This is a genomic window from Flammeovirga sp. AWQ4_249, assembly GCF_056161045.1.
Genome location: NZ_JBSWYJ010000025.1, coordinates 60,991 through 77,858, shown reverse-complemented (window position 1 = coordinate 77,858; position 16,868 = coordinate 60,991). Strand labels below are relative to the sequence as shown.

The 16,868-nt window shown below is 31.4% G+C and carries 13 protein-coding genes; all 13 read right to left on the bottom strand.

Annotated features, from left to right (window positions below):
• Window positions 1-143: 143 nt before the first annotated feature.
• Entirely contained in the window at window positions 144-869 is a 726-nt protein-coding gene (locus ACXAHM_RS17555; protein ID WP_474962422.1) for an SDR family oxidoreductase, read from the bottom strand.
• A 212-nt stretch (window positions 870-1,081) separates the two neighbouring features.
• Window positions 1,082-1,981, bottom strand: coding sequence for an extracellular catalytic domain type 1 short-chain-length polyhydroxyalkanoate depolymerase (locus ACXAHM_RS17550; protein WP_474962419.1), 900 nt, complete (start codon window positions 1,979-1,981; stop codon window positions 1,082-1,084).
• 13 nt (window positions 1,982-1,994) lie between these two features.
• Window positions 1,995-2,330: a hypothetical protein gene (locus ACXAHM_RS17545; RefSeq protein ID WP_474962416.1), complete on the bottom strand. Its 336-nt coding sequence runs from the start codon at window positions 2,328-2,330 to the stop codon at window positions 1,995-1,997.
• A 19-nt stretch (window positions 2,331-2,349) separates the two neighbouring features.
• A complete protein-coding gene (locus ACXAHM_RS17540; RefSeq protein WP_474962414.1) occupies window positions 2,350-2,862 on the bottom strand; it encodes a hypothetical protein in 513 nt (170 codons plus the stop codon).
• 2 nt (window positions 2,863-2,864) lie between these two features.
• Entirely contained in the window at window positions 2,865-3,425 is a 561-nt protein-coding gene (locus tag ACXAHM_RS17535) for a phage tail protein (RefSeq protein ID WP_474962412.1), read from the bottom strand.
• Between the two features lie 79 nt (window positions 3,426-3,504).
• The gene (locus ACXAHM_RS17530; protein WP_474962410.1) at window positions 3,505-4,149 is read right to left on the bottom strand and encodes a hypothetical protein; all 645 of its coding nucleotides are present in this window, start codon (window positions 4,147-4,149) and stop codon (window positions 3,505-3,507) included.
• 317 nt (window positions 4,150-4,466) lie between these two features.
• Window positions 4,467-5,204, bottom strand: a complete 738-nt coding sequence (locus ACXAHM_RS17525; protein ID WP_474962407.1) for a hypothetical protein — start codon at window positions 5,202-5,204, stop codon at window positions 4,467-4,469.
• An 89-nt stretch (window positions 5,205-5,293) separates the two neighbouring features.
• Window positions 5,294-6,076, bottom strand: a complete 783-nt coding sequence (locus ACXAHM_RS17520) for a hypothetical protein (protein ID WP_474962405.1) — start codon at window positions 6,074-6,076, stop codon at window positions 5,294-5,296.
• Between the two features lie 187 nt (window positions 6,077-6,263).
• Entirely contained in the window at window positions 6,264-6,971 is a 708-nt protein-coding gene (locus ACXAHM_RS17515) for an SGNH/GDSL hydrolase family protein (RefSeq protein ID WP_474962403.1), read from the bottom strand.
• A gap of 15 nt (window positions 6,972-6,986) precedes the next feature.
• Complete coding sequence (locus tag ACXAHM_RS17510; protein ID WP_474962401.1) at window positions 6,987-8,594, bottom strand: sulfatase; 1,608 nt, start codon at window positions 8,592-8,594, stop codon at window positions 6,987-6,989.
• A gap of 71 nt (window positions 8,595-8,665) precedes the next feature.
• Window positions 8,666-11,407: a sugar-binding domain-containing protein gene (locus ACXAHM_RS17505; protein ID WP_474962399.1), complete on the bottom strand. Its 2,742-nt coding sequence runs from the start codon at window positions 11,405-11,407 to the stop codon at window positions 8,666-8,668.
• 12 nt (window positions 11,408-11,419) lie between these two features.
• On the bottom strand, window positions 11,420-14,737 hold the full coding sequence (locus ACXAHM_RS17500; RefSeq protein WP_474962397.1) for a DUF5107 domain-containing protein: 3,318 nt from the start codon (window positions 14,735-14,737) through the stop codon (window positions 11,420-11,422).
• A 224-nt stretch (window positions 14,738-14,961) separates the two neighbouring features.
• Window positions 14,962-16,848 carry a sulfatase family protein gene (locus tag ACXAHM_RS17495; RefSeq protein WP_474962394.1) on the bottom strand — a complete coding sequence of 629 codons (1,887 nt, stop codon included), beginning with the start codon at window positions 16,846-16,848 and terminating at the stop codon, window positions 14,962-14,964.
• Window positions 16,849-16,868: the final 20 nt, after the last annotated feature.

The window sequence follows — 16,868 nt, the reverse complement described above, 5'->3', positions numbered from 1 at the left end:
GAGGTATGCTTTCAATGTTACTTCTGCTTTTTTTTGGAAGATTAAACACTTTCAAGATCATGAATTTATTATTGGAGATACGTGTATTGACGTTTTTAATTCTTCATTTTTCACTTTTCATTTTTCATTTCAAACCTGCTTTTCTAAGTTCTTGTTCTACCTTTAGGTCTAGCATATAAACCAATGTCATCTATTTTCACTCTTTCTGGCATTTTGAACAGGTAAGCGACAGTTTCTGCTAGATCTTCTACTTGTAATATATCTGTTTTTCGATCTTTCATTTTTTGGGGTGTTGGTGTTTGGATTAATGCTGGACATATACTGTGTACTAATATTCCATGTTCATATACCTCTTCTTGTAATGCATCCGCTAGTCCAACTACACCAAATTTGGAGGCACAATAAGGTCCTGCTTGAGCATATCCTCTTTTTGCGGCTTGTGAGGCAATATTTAAGATATATCCTGATTGTTGTTTTATCATTGTGGGTAATACAGATTGTATCATAAGGAAAGTGCCTTTTAGATTGGTATCAATCACCATATCCCAATCTTTTTCAGAAGTTTCATGAACTAATGTTCCTACTCCCAATCCTGCATTATTTATCAAGAAGTCTATGGAACCAAATTCTTTCAAGGTTTTTTGTGCAACAGCAATACACTTCTTTTTCTTTCTAACATCTAACGAAATACTAATTGCTTTTGCTTTCCCAATCGCATTTAATTCTTTTGCTGTAGGTTTTAAATGGTCTTTATTTCTCGATGCTAAAACTACGTTGACACCTTCTTCTATTAATTTTTGGGCAATTGCTTTTCCTACACCTGTACCTCCGCCAGTTATTATAGCTGTTTTTCCTTTTAAACTTTTCATTTTCATATCGTCATTGGGTTCTATTAAAACTAAATTAATGGTTTTGTTTAAAAGGTAGCTTCATTTCTATAAAAGTTATTAAAATCTAATCTTATAAATCAATTCTGTTCAAAAGCGTTTCTATTAGCATATTTTGATTTCATATACAAAAAAAGAGATACATCAAAATGCACCTCTTTCTATTTATTTACTTATAAAAAGTAAATTGTTTATTATATTTTACCTTTTAGGTCATATTTTTTCACAAAGTTCCATACTTCTTCAGAAGCATTGATATCCATATTTCCTCTGTAGCCAGGCCAATCATGTCCTCCTCCAATTACTTTATAGTGATGAATTTCTACGTCATTATCTCCATTTCGATAAATATGCTTTTCTACTGTACTTCCATCTTCTGTATTCGAATTGGGTACTTCAGAAATAGTTGGTGTAGCTTCGGTTTGATTATGATTTGTCCAAAAGTCTAATACATTAGACACTGTCGAATAATTCACAATTCCATCTTCTGTACCGTGTATTTGCATAATGGGCATAGGCTTCGAAGGTGTACAATTATTCACTACATTTCTATACATTGTACCTGTAACAGACGCAACAGCAGCTATTCTACCTGAAAGTTGACAAGCTAAATTAAAACTAAAAAAACCTCCCATTGACATCCCTGCTAGATAAACTCTATCTGTATCAAGTGAATAATCACTTTCTAACTGGTTTAATAATGTCTCAATAAAAGTAATATCGATGTTGTTATTACTTGAAATATCCCATTTTTTATCTATTCCATTTGGGTAAACAACGATGAAATTTTCATTTTCTGAAAGCTCATTAAATTTTGTATACCCATAATTGAATTCCATGTTACTAGTTAAGCCATGAAAAGAAAAAAGTAAGGGTAAGTCCGTTTGTCCGTCATATGATTCTGGAATGTAAATAATATAATCTCGTTTTGTCCCATTCACATCAATTTCTTTAATGAGTTTCCCAGTTTGAATGTCAATGGGACCATCCTCATTATCAATTATTTCATCATTGGGAAGTACTTGAGATTCATCAGAAGATGAACATGAATACATAAAAAGGTAAAGAATGCAGATGATAAAATTGTATTTCATATTTTGTTATAGTTTAGAAATAATCTTCAATATCAACTTCTCTTTTAAAATAACCACTATGATTTGAAAGAATTTGATCAATTTTAAAGATTATTTTTTGATTATTCTTAGCCATTATAAATGCAATTCCCCAGATATCTTTAGAGAATAAAAAATAACCAAGATTACTTTTAACCTCTAAAATGATTTCATCATTTATCCATAAATCAACAGCATTTTCAACTATTAAACCTAATGGTTGTAGATCATTGAATAACGTCTCAACAAAGTTTTCTTTTTCGGCCCCTTTTATAAATTCAATTAAAAATTCTTTTTTGCCATATTCAGGTCTTAAACTATAATGAATCATATAAAAAACGTTTAACAGTTTACTTTTTTCGAAAAAACATATTGTGGTACACAGGAGAATGAAAAACTAAATAAAAACTTTCTACTTGTCTAATAACTTTAGGATCAGACTGTAATATTGGATGTGTAGGTTGCTCCATTATAATTTTAAGTCTTTCTGAATTATTGACAGTCACCGTTTGTATTGTACCTTTATACTCATGTATGATGTCTTTCCCATCTTTCATATAAAAAAAGATACTATCACTCGGTGATATATTAAATTTAAAATGTTTGTATTGCCAATCGGATTGTTCCTTACTGAAAAAGTTTTTATCAATAAAATAGTTACCATAATAATCTTCTTTATTGATCTTCATTTTAGCTAGAGGCTTGTAAAATAATAACAGTATGACCATCAAAAAAATGCCTCCCCAAGAACCAAACATTATTTTAGTGTATTTCTTTTTTCCAGTAAAAGCCCAAAGTAAAAAGAGAATAATAGTAAGTGGTAAGCTGATAAAAATAATAAAAAAATTGAATCCAAATCCCATCTTTAATTCGCACAAATTATAGATACTATTCCATTTTTGTCTTCTAACTTAGGTAAGTTAAAATAAGCGTCATCACCACCAAATTTGTGGCCGATAACTTTAAATAATTCAATTTTGTCACTCTGTGGAATTGAAGACCCATCACACAACAACCAATTATCAGGAATTTCTTCTCCTGCATACATTTTTACTTCTCCTACGATTCCTTTTACAATGTTACTAGGTGATTTTTGACTTTTCTCGTTTAGTAAGTGAGAAATATCTTCACCACGTTCTCCTACAATTGTAAGAATATCATCTACGGCAACTTTTTCACCTTCTTCTACAGATATATAAAGCACCGTTCCAGTATCATAGGATTCCAACTCCATCACCGCTTTGTCTGTTTCTACATCAGCTATTATATCTCCATTCTTAATTGTGTCTCCTTCCTTAAAATACCATTTTAAGATTTTTGCATCAACCATATCCTCATACATTTTTGGTAACCTTGCTACTGTGGCCCCTTTACTATCAGGTGTTGGTGTTGTCTCTTCTTTACTTTTGAATAGTTTATTAAACATGTAGTCTATGTTTTAGTTTGTAATTATATATGTAATATAAATTATTGTTACTTCAGTTTATTTTCAAACTGCTTAATAATTAGTTTAGTATTCTAGGAAAAGATTCTAAATCAAAGAAATCGGCATTATTTTCTTCTGAATTAAGTTCTTCAATCAAAGTATAAGTTAATATCATTTCTGAAGTTTCTATAGCCTTTTTCTTGAACATTGAATTACTTGTTGTAAAGTAATCGCCCCAAAAACAATCTTTATATTCTTCAAAATTTGATCCACTAAGTTTGTATTGTTTTGGATCAAATATATAAGTTTGATGAAAGATAACATCTGGGTTATTCTTCACATGTGAATAATATGAAATTACTTTTTCACCGGACTCTAGCTTACTCTCTTGAGTATCTATTAAATCTATAAAATTTTCCTTTGCAGAATAATAATATAATGTGTCTGCTACTTTTGATAAATAGTAACAGTTTAATGACTCTTTTGAATATTGATAATACTTTACACCGTATTTACCAGAGTTTGGATATTCCATTCTAAAATCACCTTCATTATTTACTGTAAATAACATAGTGTCACCGTATTTTTGAAGAAGATATGCCTTTTTTCTTTCTGAAATTCCTTTTTTAATTTCGATATCAACTCTGTATTTATAGGTTTTTATTAAAGTTGAATTCGAAAAAGGAAAAGGTAATAGTAAAATGAATAATATGAAGGTTTTCATGAATTTGTGATTAGTTTAGTAGTTTGTATTATGCAACAATGTACTAGAAATCTGCCTATTTATGATCATATGAATAGTATTAGTCTGAAAATAGGTCTCTATTTGATGTAAAAAATGCTGATCATCTCTATTTCAGGTGATGGACCTATATGAATAAATTCATTTTACCTGCTTACCTGATGAATCTAATCTCGGAAGTCTTAACGTCTGATTTTTTTTTGGAAGGATAACCCTCTCTCTAAAGTGCATGATTTTTATCGAGGGACTATGAGTAGTAAAGCTTTTAATTCTTCATCATTCACTTTTCATTAAATAAATCAAACTTTATCTACCATTGTAATTTTGTAGATCATATGTTTATTATTTTCATTGATGACTGTTACATGGGCATGGTTTGTTTCAAAGCGTTTGCCTTCGTATTCGATAAATAGTGAAATTGTAACAATCCAATTAGCATTCGTTTTTCTTATCTTTTTTATTTCCACTCCATCGGTTTCATCTTGACTATTGGTCCAATATAAAAAGTCATCACAATGCTCAGGAATTGTCCCAATGTACTCACTGTATTTCATCATAGAAATCGTTTCAGTACATAATTTCATTCTATCTTTTTCATTTTTGATAAATGCTTCTGAAATTGTTCCTAATTGTCTTAATTGATCAAAATAGGGAGCAAAATCAACTATACAACTATCCTTCTCTCCTTTTTTTACGGTATAAGTAAAAGGAGTTTCGTCTGAACCCGAATTGGTCACAGGTATGTACCAATTATGAAATGACATTGCTACATTTGCTATTTTCTTTTCTTCCGCAGTCAACGCTAACTCTTTCACATTTTTATGTTCATTATTTGAAATCGTATCCTGCTTAATAGTAACTACTTGCCTATTAGTATTTACTGAATTTTGAAGAGTATCTTCATTAGCTTTAGTATTGCTTGAAACTAAAGCTAATGTATTTTGAAATTCAGAACTTCCAACTTCCGTCTGGTTTTTATGGTTACAACTAACGATTAAACACCCTAGTAAAAAATGTATAAGTCTTGTTTTGTTCATTTATGAAAAGAGTTTGCTTAATTAAATTTAAAAAAATGCCATGTTTGTTCATCAATGGAGAAAATGAGTATTTGTTGAAAGTAAATATATCAATTTTTCGATTTAATTCTGATAATTTTCCAATCTGAAAGAAGATACAATAATGATGGTATCATTAAACCTATTCCAAAGAATAAACTGAGAAGACTTAAGTCTATTACGTTAATTAGGATTGAAAACACAATAAAGAGTAAACTAAAAAAAGAGAGTATAATTCTTTTAAAAGTAAGGTACAAAGTCCACTCTGAACTTTTCCAGAAATGTTCTTCTCTTTGTTTAATTATCTGAGTTGTTTTTGCAATAACATCTTCACCTTTTTCAGCTTGAATATACTGGGAAACTAAGGTTGTTATATTTTTATTATTCACACCTAATGAAAATGGAAAAGCCCTTAAAGAAGGTGTCATCATTCCATTAATGTATACATTATTATCTTTATTAATGGTTGTTATCATAAAGCCATCATGAGTATATATCGTTTGATAAATAGCTCTAAAGTAATCTTTTTTATTCGTGATGATATGCCAACCATTCAAAAGACTTACCGCTTTATTGGCTTCCTTGAATTGTTCTGGAGTCAACTTTATTTTAAAAGTCCTCACATTGGTTCTGCTATTAATTTTAAGAAATAGCAAGAATAACAAAAGAATTACTACTCCACTTTCTAAAATAAATATACTTTGAGAATCAATAAAGACCTGTATCAATACAAAGTTAAAAACTACAATAAAGAAACACATAAGAAAATAATTACTCCATAAGTTGATTTTCTCACTTTTTGTAAGAAAAAGTTTTTGATACTTAATAGTTTGTAAGATCTCTGATGATTTCATTTTTTGAAATTTGCTTAAAAAGTATCTAAAGATAAGATTCTATTCTTAGTTAGAGATAATTTTACACTACAATTTTACTTTTTCTGAAGTTTAAACAGTTAAAAATGATGCTATAATATATTCTTTTCAACATATATAAAGTACTCAAATCTTGGCAAACTTATTTTTTTTCATTTATATATTAAAATTAAAAGAACTTGAAAATTTCTTCCGCTACTAATTGGTGTCCTTTCTCATTTGGATGATTTACTTGTGCCATCAAAGAATTTAAATCTGTTCCTTTACTCACAACTGCCCTAAATGCAGAATAGCTATCAACCAAACCTACCTGATATTTATTTGAAAGTTCAATAATCTGCTTTCTATGTTTCGCTAGAATTGTTTCATCAGATTGCAATTTATATCTTTCATCAGGTGTTGGTGTCAATAAAATAACCTTAATATTCTTTTCTTTGGCTTTTACAATCATGGATTCCCACGCTTTATAAGTTGCTGACATATCTAATGATAAATCATTTAGAGCATAGTCAATAAATAAAACATCAGGTTTATGTGTCAGAACATCTTCTTCAAATCTTTTGGCTCCGCTTACAGAATGTTCTCCTCCAATACAAGTCTTTATTACATTGACTACAGCATAAGGATATTTTTCTTTTACTTTTTCTAAAACAAGATTTGGATAAGCATCCATTGTTCTAACATTTGGCGTATTGAAATAACTAGAAGGAACTGAATGACCATGGAAGACTAAGTTAATGGTCCTATTATTTGGCCAAGTTTTTAATAATTCTTCTTTTACATTATTTATGTAAGTCTTTTCATCAACTTTAGTGGGTTTACCTAATGTAGTAAACCAACCAAGAATAAAAACAGATAATATTTTTAAGTAATACATATTTTTATAATTAAATTAATCAATAATTTCTTGACTACCCCACCAATTATTTTGAGGATCAAAGTCTTCGCTTAGCATTTCTAATCTTTTGGCTTCAAGAATTTTCATTCTTTCAACTCCTACTCTTTGGAGATATTGATTCGATGCTTCTTCTGAATATTGATTATCAATGGTAGGATAATTGGCATTATGAGCTTTTAGGTAGTCAAATAATTGTTTATTTAAAGCTTTTGCTATGGTTTTATTGGAATCAAAAAGGTCTTTTGACTCACCTTTATCTTGGCTTAGATCATAAAGTTCCTCATGATTATCTTCATAAAAATGAATAAGTTTCCAATTTTCTTTTCTGATAATCGAAACTGGTTTTCCTCCTTGATTACCATAATGAGGGTAATGCCATATTAAAGGTCGATCATTGATTTCATGTCCATTTAACAATGGTACTAAACTAACGCCATCTGAATGTTCTTCAGGAAGAAGTTCAAGGCCAGCCAAATCTAAAAGCGTTGGGTAAAAATCTGTACCAATTACAGGAGTATTATTTTTTTCTCCATGTTGATGCATCCACGGTACTTTCATTAAAAATGGGGTTCTTAAACCTCCCTCATATTGATAGCCTTTACCTCCTCTAAGTGGTAAATTGGACGTAGACCATGAATCTCCTGATACTACTCCACCATTGTCACCTGTAAATACCACGATTGTGTTTTCTGCTAGTCCCATTTCATCCAAAGATGATAATACCCTACCTACTGCCTCATCCATAGATTCCATTAGTCCAGCATAAACAGGATTGTCTTGATGCTGACGCATTGGTAGTACTTCACCCATTTTATAGCCTTCTTTTGTTATACCTGCTTCCACAGCTTTATATCTGTATTTCTTCCATTTTTGTTGTGTTGTTTGAATTGGGCTATGCACTGCATAAAATGAAAGACATGCAAAAAATGGTTTTTCTTTATTTTCCTTTATGAATTTGACGGTCTCATTTGCTAAACGCATCGATAAATTTTCACCTTGAGGACCATCAGGTAATTTAGGGTTATTATAAGGTGAAAAGAAACCACCATGAGGACTACCTACTTCATATCCACCAATATTAGTATTAAAACCATGATCTTCCGGAGAAGAACCTTCTCCTCCAACATGCCATTTCCCAGCAAAGAAGGTTTCATACCCCTCCTTACGAAAGGCTTCGGGCATGGTGATAAAAGCTGTATCTAATTGATGTTCATACACTGGAGGTAAAAGTTTTGTATACTGTTTTGCCTTTCTCCAGTTTTCACCTGATGCTGCTCCAATCCAATCTGTTACACCATGATTTGCTGTAAATTTTCCTGACATGATACTCGCTCTTGAAGGACTACAAACTTGACATGCTGCATAACCTTGTTCGAATTGCATACCTTCATTTGCGATCCTATCTATATTAGGAGTTTCATAATAATTGGAGTTTGTTGTTGAGAGGTCATGCGCGCCTAAATCATCTGCAATAATAAAAAGTATATTCGGGTGTTCTATTGCCTTATTTGTTTCCTTCTTTAACCCTGTTTTACATGAAAATAGAAACAAAACTATTGATAAACATGACCCTATTTTTATGTCTAAAAAAGCTTTCATCATGTGTTGAAATTTAGTAGGAATAAAAAGGTGGTTAATTAAAATAACTAACCACCTACCTTATTATTATATTACTATTGAACTTTAAACGACTTTTTCAGATCGCTAAATGTAGTCTCAAATGAAGGGTTAAATTGAGCGTTATCTTTCATATAATCAATTAAACTTGATCTTAAAGCTTGTGCTACTGGTCTATCCTTAAGATTTGAATGCAGGTCTATTGATGAGAATATTAATTTCCCTTTACCTACTTTCATTTCTATAACATTTCCGAGATGACGGTTTTTATAAAAATTATCAACAACAGTTACAATAGGAGTTATTTTTCTATTTTCTAAATCCAAAGATTTAGATTGCTTACATAAATCCCACCATTGCCAATTGGTATAAAAATCAGTAGGGAAATGATCAAAAGCTTCATGTTTTGGATCCATCAACAATCCCATAGAACCTGGTTGATCAGGGAAATGTACTGGGCTCCAGAATACAGGTACAAACTTACCTTCAATTCCTTTGATAGATTTTAATGAAGGAGTTAATAATACTTTTTCCCCTTTTACAAGTGCTTTTTGAGCAGTATTCCAATCGTTGGTTACAATCACATCACTCTTAGGATCTTTTTGGTTAGCTGTGTATACCCAAATTGACCATTCATTGTGGTATTGTGTCCCTTCTAGTGCCACTTCAATCTTTAATTCTGTTGGCTCAGTAATCGAATTCAAATCGAAAGAAATCTCACCCAATGTATTAAAAGTACCTTGCCCAATAACTTCTTTTGTCACTGTACCATTAGTAAGTATTTGACCATTTGATTTATTAGTAGCGGTCCAATCAAATTTAGGGTTGGCTACTTCTTTCCAATAGTTCGCTACTTCTACTTTACCTACAAACTTTTCATTGTTTAAATAAACAGCTTTAGGGAAAGATAAAAGTGGTACTAATTCAGAGCAGAATTCTCTAAATTCTGGTCCTGAAATGATTCCTTTTGAATCCCAAAATGCATCCAATAAACCTACTAATGCAGTACCTTGACCAGGAAAATCATGTAAGTCTAACAATTGGAATCCTGAAATTGCTGGTGTTTTGATTGCTCTTTCAATTTCTTCTTTATAAAGGATTTTTGCTAAATGACCAGATGCTTCTAAGTATTTTTTTGACAAGTTTAACCTTCCTTTTTTCTCCAAATCATTTTTTACAATACTAAAGTTATTTGGAATAAGGTTACCTGTATATTTTTTGATTTCTTCTAAGTTTGGATACACAGAGTATTGTCCTATTTCATGAGTTATCACAGGTACTTCAATGAAATCCATATTTGCTTGATAGTTTTTATCAAAAGTTGGAGCATAAGTATCAAAGACACCTTGACCTCTAATCCATCCATTTTTTGTCCACTGTGAAATCCAATAATCATCTACCGTTTCTGGCACCGTACCATGTGGTTCCTCAAATGAGAAACTTGAAGTTGTGAATAACCTTCTTTGATCTGTATTTTTTAAATCCTGAACTAACGAAGTTAAGGCATCAAAATCACCTTCTAATTCATTACCCATGGACATAAAACAGAAAGAAGGATGGTTACCATAATCTTTCAACATTTTGAAAGCCTCTTCTCTTTCCCATTTTACCATTTCAGGGAATTTACCATAATCTAAACTCCAATTTGGCAATTCCACTTGGATATAAAATCCCATACTATCAGCCACTTCAAAAGCAGCTTCTGGTGGACACCAAGAATGAAATCTCAAATGGTTTAAGCCATAATCTTTGGAAGTTTGGAAGACTTTAGCCCAACCTTCTTTATCCATAGGAGGATGACCTGTCAATGGAAAAATAGCACATTCTAAAGTCCCTCTAAGGAAGATACGGTGACCATTTAACATCACATCATTACTTTGAGATGCAATTTCTCTTACCCCAAAGTTTGTTGAGTAGATAAGTTCTTCTCCTTCTACGATTTGTAGAGCATAAATATTTGGATTGAATTCATCCCAAATTTTAAACTTATTTTTAACGACTACTTTTTCATTGTTTTTTCCAGATAAAGTACCTTGAGTAACCTCTAAACCTTGAGCATCAGTAATTATATATTGCAACTTATTTTGAGTTACACCTTTACTACTAACCTCAAAAGAAATACTCTTTTCTTTGACATTTGGAGTGACTTTGATGTTTTCTAAATGGTAATTTCCTACTGGGTTTAATGTAAAATCACCAAGTATTCCATTCCAGATAATTTGAGTCGTATTTGTATAACCATGTGCAAAATCTTTGATATCCTTTTCATCTGAGAAAAGATGATGTTGTCTACTATTGTCAATACAAATCGTAATTTGATGTTTTCCTGTTGATAATTCACCTAAATTGATTTGGTGTTTCCCTACTAAGCTGTTATTAGTCCCTTTTAATTTTCCATCAACATATACTTCAGATTTCCATATTACTCTTTCCATGGTAATTATCACTGATTTTCCTTTCCATGAGGTCGGAATTTCAATATTTTTTTGATACCAAGCTGGTCCAATGTAAGAGTACTCTCTTGATAGTTGATAAAGATTGTCTTTGTTAATTTCTTTTCCTAAAGACGTTTTTGTACCTATTCCTGCATCATCTAAAGTAGAGGGCAAATGAATATTTTTTGTATCCTTAAGATTAGATTTATACCATTCTTGTTGTTTACCAACATTATCATAATCCAATGCCACTTTCCAATCTCCTGAAAGGGAAAGTGATTCTTCCTTATATTGCTTATTGCCATTACAACTAAAAAGTTGTAATGACAATAAAGCAAAAACTATATAACTAAATAGTCTCATTCTATTTTCTAATTAAACAGTTTCCTCTAATTGTTCACCATTCATTTGAGCATGTAATCTAGCTCCATGATGATAAGCATCTGTATCAAGGATTGTGTTGAATGATTGTTCTGCTTGATCTGCATTCGCTAAACCTAAATTACCTAGACCAATAAGGTAATGACAATGTAATTCATGGCGAATTTGCAAATCTTCTTCGAAGATCAGTAGGTCTGGCAGAGATACTGCAAAGTAATCCATTTTGAAAGGAATCTGCAGTTGTTCTTCACCATAGCTCAATAATTTGTTGAAACGTTTTTCAGCTTCTACAGTATTATTAAGTTTAATTAATGCCATCGCTTGATAGAAGATTTTATCAGGCTGTTGGTCATTATAATACATTGCAATCACTGGCTCACTCAATCCGATAGAAGCTAACGTCCAGAATTTCTTCGCATTGTCAGTGTCACCTAAACCGTCATAAGCACAACCCATCCAATAGTTGATATCGTTTTCTTGTGTACCGAATAGCTTACCTTCACCTAAATTTTCAGGGTACTTTTCAGTCGCTTTTAAGAATTCAATAGCCTCTTGGAATCTATCTTCTTGAATTGCAACTTTTGCTAATTCAATATTAGAAAGAAGATATTGACCTGTAACTTTACCTTCACCACCTTCCCATGGGTGGAATTGTCTATTCATAATTAGTGCTAGAGCTTCATCAAATCTTGAAAGCATATTCAACAATGTTAAACGCTCAAGGTATAAGTCATCTCTTTGTTGCACTAGATCAAGGTGCTCTTCTAGTTTCTCTAATCTAAATTCAGGAGTATAGTTAAGCTTCTTATAAAGTTGATCTAACTCCATGAATACTCTTGCATCAGTTTTATCCAATTCAAAAGCAATCTCCAATTCCTGAAGTGCTTTCTTAGGTTCATTCAATTTATTGAAATAACCTAAAGATAAATTTCTGTGAACAGTAGGGAAATTAAAGTCAATTTCTCTTGATTTCTCAAGACTTGAAATTGCTTCATCATATTGACGGAATGAATACCAGATGTTACCCAAATAGTACCATGCTTTTGCATCATTTGCGTTCCATTTCTGCGTCACTTCTTGAAGTACTACTAATTCTTCCAATTTATTAGGGAAACAATAATCTGCAGGTTGCTGAGAAGCTTTTTCTAAAATAGATGTTGCAAGCTCAGTATTCCCTAATGTCATATGATAAGAACCTTCGAAGTACAATGCCATTGGATATACAGCTCCCTCTTTATTTGTATGAATTGAGATTAATGTACAAGCATTTTTATAGAATCCAGCATTCGCATAATCTAAAGAGATTTCGATAAAGTTGTGTACATTATCTCTCATCAAGTTGATCATTTGATTTTTTACTTCAATATCAAATGTCAATAAGTATTTTTCATAAAGAGCACCAAAGTTGAAACGGTCCATTGCTAATGAATCTTCTACTAAAGCTAACGCTTCTTTAGTACGTCCCACTTCTCTAAGTAATATGATTTTTAGATGTCTCGCTTTATGGTTCAACCAGTTTTTCCATAATGATCTATCTACTAAATCTAACGCTTTTTCTAAGTCTCCTCTTTTTGCATCAATTTGAGCACATTGGAAGAATCCACTATCTTGCCAAGCTCCATTCCAAGTCGCTTTGAAGAATGAACCATATGCTTCTTCTTCTTTACCTTGAAATCTTTGACTTAAACCTAAATTAAATAATGGTTCTCCATCATAAGGGTTTGGATTTCTTTCTGTAAGCGTTTCAACTGCAATTTTTAAATATTTTTCAGCTTCAGCGAATTGCCCCTTACGAATCAAATACAATCCCATGGCATTGTTATTTTGAACACTTGAAGGTTCTCTTCTCAATGCTTCTAAATAATAATCTGTTGGATTATATGTCGCATGTCGATACTGCTCAAGATGTAAACCTCTTAAGTAAAGTTGCTCAATAGAATCAATATCCTCTGGATCCTTAGCAGGTTTTGCAGACTCAGGTACTTCTCTATCAGCTGCACTACCGTCTAATTCGAAATTCACAAGTTCTACTCCTTTTTCAGTAAGAACTTCTACTTTAATATCTTCTAAAGAGATCAATTGACCTAAAGACTCCTCAAAACTCATTTCAGGAGATAAATCTAAAGTGAACTCTTTTACTATTTCATTTTTGCTACTTACAACCACTTTTGCATTGTTGTAAGTTGAAGTTACATAAACTCTTACTTTAGTAGTTCCTTCTACTTCTTCCACATTGATCATAGCTTCTTTTGTAGCATTTTTAACTACACCAAGATCACGGTAAGGCATAAAGTATTGTTTAAAACTCTTTTCTTCATATGGCTGTAACCAAGAGAAGTCAGGTTGATTATCTGTATATACTCCACACATTAGTTCTATATAAGGACCATCTGTATCTGTAAGGTTTCTATCCCAAGCTCTACCGAAATCACTATGTCCCCAAGTCCATTGTTTTTTACCAGGCGATTGATGGTGATCTGCTACATGAAGCATTCCACCTTTAGAATCGTTTTCATAGCCACCCACAAAGTCATATTTAGAGTTTACAGCCATGTAACTTGTAGGTACTGGAATGTTTTTGTATTTAGAAATATCAACACCTGCAGAATAGTCTACTTTGTAGTATGTTCCCTTTGCAATTGGGTATTCTGACACATCTCTTTTACCATGATCAAATACTGCATTTACATCTGGTGGGAATACCGATTGATAATCATCATTAACCTTCACAGCTGGGTTTGCCCACCATAAGAAAGTTTGTGGTTGAGATGTTCTGTTATATAATTTAGCACTGATTTCTAAATAAGCTTTATCAGGATACAATGTAAAGCCTGCCATACCTTTTGTACGGAACATTCTTTCGATTTCACTACACCAGATAGTCACACTTCCGTCTTCATTTTCTTCAATTAATGAGTCTACTTTATCATAAGTAGTTGGACGGTGATGTTGTGGCCAGTTAAATTCAATACCTCCCGAAATCCAAGGACCTGTTAGCCCCACTAAAGCAGGTTTGATTACTGAATTATAGTATACAAAGTGACGTTCTTTGATTTTATCATAAGCCATCTGAACTCTACCTCCAAGTTCAGGTAGGATCATGATTTTTATGTATTTGTTTTCAATGAAAATTGCATTCCAATCTTTGTCATGTTTTTCATCTTCAATTTTCTCAATTACAGGATACGGATATACAACTCCACTACTACCTTGGTATACTCTTTTCTCTAAGAAGATTGGGTTTTTCTCTGGTTTACCAATTTCGTATGTAGGTATACTTACTACCTCTCTCCAAGCTTTTACTTTCTCCATGTCTTTATCTTATATTAGATTTTTATCTCTATTTAGAATGATATTTTTGAATAGCTATTTCATCAATTGTAATCTTTACATTTCAAAAGTAGTAGGTTATACACTTATAGAACATAGGCGTTTTTATTTGTTTATGGACATTATTATCAAACAGATATTTTAAAACATCTAAATGATTGATTCTCTGAGTATATTCATCCATTATTTTTTTACCCTGATAAAAATTACCAATGATATTGATAGTAAAGAGATTGATTATTAAATAAATAATTATACATATCTATGCTTTCTGAGAGTAAACCGTTTTTATTTGTATCCTTTAATTCATTAATATCATCTACAAAATGAATTGCCTTCTCTTTATCAAAATAGATTATCTCTTGAATCATCTGATTTGATAAATAAGGATTTGAGTGATGAATAAATTTCTTAATTATATTTCTTGAATCTTCACTACTTGTTAATTGATAAAGTAAAGACGCAGAAATAATTTGAACAGGTCCAAAATTATCATCTAACCTTTCTGAGATAATATTTAAATTAGATCTTTGTATATCTTTACTTAAAGAAGATAAAACCAATGTTCCCCAATATCGAAGAATAGGATCATCACTTTTCATTGCCTTTATGATTTCTATTTGTTCATTTTTTTTTGATCCTATAAGGTTTGCTACGTTATAAATTGATTCAAAATTGTATTCTTTTGATTTTATAAAATTATAAACAGGTCCTAATTGAGATAAAGAATCTAGGAGATATTCCGGTATAAAATGTGCATCCTTAATGGAAATTAAATGATGATCAAGCTTTATACGTAATTTATCAAGGATAATACTATATTCAGGATTATTTACTAGATTATTTACTTGCCATTTATCTTTATTTAAATCATAAAGTAATTCATGTGGCCTTTCTAGAAATAAATCACTTTGTGTTTTATTTAGTCTTCCTTCTTTATTATATCTTCTAATTAATATTCTACTTTTACTATAGTCAAAGTATTTTTGATAACTGTATGCTGGTTTATTTGGATAAAATATTTTTGTATAAAAAAATCTACCATCAGTTACTGATCGAGTTAAATTCATCGATTCACCTGATCTATCTACTGATGAAAAAACATATTTTTGTGGTTTGTTTGAAATTCCAAGAAAAGGTTTTCCTGTCATATATCCAGGTTTGGTTAAACCTGCTAAAGAGAGTACAGTTGGTCCAAAATCTTCAAAAGTAACACATTGATTTGTAGACTTTACCCCTTGAAAAGGGTTTAAATTTTTATATTTCTCAGGAACAATTACAGCCAATGGGACTTGATGCCCAAGTGCTAAACCATGTGATTTAGTACGTAATGCTCCTCCACCATGATCGGAGTAGATAAATATTATTGTTGATGATAATAGTTTGTCTTTTTTTAACCTTTCTAAAAGGTCATTTATTTCATTATCTGTTTTTTTTAAACAATTATAGGTTCTGGCTAATTCTTTTCTTAATTCAGGAGTATCATGATAAAACTCAGGAATAATAATCGCTGAATCTTCAACTATTTCTTCCACCTTTAATTTATTCAATATTCTTGCTTTGTAATCTGAATAAGGATTCGTAAATGTCCTTGATTGATGACTATTATTAAAATTAAATACAGAGAAAAATGGTTGTCCTTCCTCTCTATTCCACCAACCTGCTTCATCACTTGACTCAGTCCATGCTTGTGCTGAAAGCCTATTTATGGCTGAAGTATTGTAATCTTTCTTGTAGTTATTAGATGTGTGATACCCTTGCTTTTTTAAATAATATGGAAAAGGTAGAATATTATCTGGTATTGGATAAGCTGAGCGATGATGTCCTGTACCGTATTCATTTGTTCTTGTTCCAGTAATTATGGTATAGCGACTTGGGGAACATACTGCACCAGTTGAAAAAGCGGCATCAAACCTAGTTCCTTCTTCAAAAAGAGAATCTATTGTTGGCATTTTCACGCTCATATTTCCATATGGGCTAAAAAATTGAGGTGACATATCTTCTATTACTATCCAAAGAATATTAGGTGGATTCTCATTTTTTTCAACTGTTGGAAAGTTTAAAAAGATACTTAGTAATACTGAAATAAACATTTTATTAATTTTTGTGTTTA

What these genes read in the sequence shown, in the direction of transcription:
- ACXAHM_RS17500 (WP_474962397.1), bottom strand. Translation starts at nt 14,737, where the DNA reads ATGGAGAAAGTAAAAGCTTGGAGAGAGGTAGTAAGTATACCTACATAC.
- ACXAHM_RS17515 (WP_474962403.1), bottom strand. Translation starts at nt 6,971, where the DNA reads ATGTATTACTTAAAAATATTATCTGTTTTTATTCTTGGTTGGTTTACT.
- ACXAHM_RS17530 (WP_474962410.1), bottom strand. Translation starts at nt 4,149, where the DNA reads ATGAAAACCTTCATATTATTCATTTTACTATTACCTTTTCCTTTTTCG.
- ACXAHM_RS17540 (WP_474962414.1), bottom strand. Translation starts at nt 2,862, where the DNA reads ATGGGATTTGGATTCAATTTTTTTATTATTTTTATCAGCTTACCACTT.
- ACXAHM_RS17535 (WP_474962412.1), bottom strand. Translation starts at nt 3,425, where the DNA reads ATGTTTAATAAACTATTCAAAAGTAAAGAAGAGACAACACCAACACCT.
- ACXAHM_RS17545 (WP_474962416.1), bottom strand. Translation starts at nt 2,330, where the DNA reads ATGATTCATTATAGTTTAAGACCTGAATATGGCAAAAAAGAATTTTTA.
- ACXAHM_RS17510 (WP_474962401.1), bottom strand. Translation starts at nt 8,594, where the DNA reads ATGATGAAAGCTTTTTTAGACATAAAAATAGGGTCATGTTTATCAATA.
- ACXAHM_RS17520 (WP_474962405.1), bottom strand. Translation starts at nt 6,076, where the DNA reads ATGAAATCATCAGAGATCTTACAAACTATTAAGTATCAAAAACTTTTT.
- ACXAHM_RS17525 (WP_474962407.1), bottom strand. Translation starts at nt 5,204, where the DNA reads ATGAACAAAACAAGACTTATACATTTTTTACTAGGGTGTTTAATCGTT.
- ACXAHM_RS17505 (WP_474962399.1), bottom strand. Translation starts at nt 11,407, where the DNA reads ATGAGACTATTTAGTTATATAGTTTTTGCTTTATTGTCATTACAACTT.
- ACXAHM_RS17555 (WP_474962422.1), bottom strand. Translation starts at nt 869, where the DNA reads ATGAAAAGTTTAAAAGGAAAAACAGCTATAATAACTGGCGGAGGTACA.
- ACXAHM_RS17495 (WP_474962394.1), bottom strand. Translation starts at nt 16,848, where the DNA reads ATGTTTATTTCAGTATTACTAAGTATCTTTTTAAACTTTCCAACAGTT.
- ACXAHM_RS17550 (WP_474962419.1), bottom strand. Translation starts at nt 1,981, where the DNA reads ATGAAATACAATTTTATCATCTGCATTCTTTACCTTTTTATGTATTCA.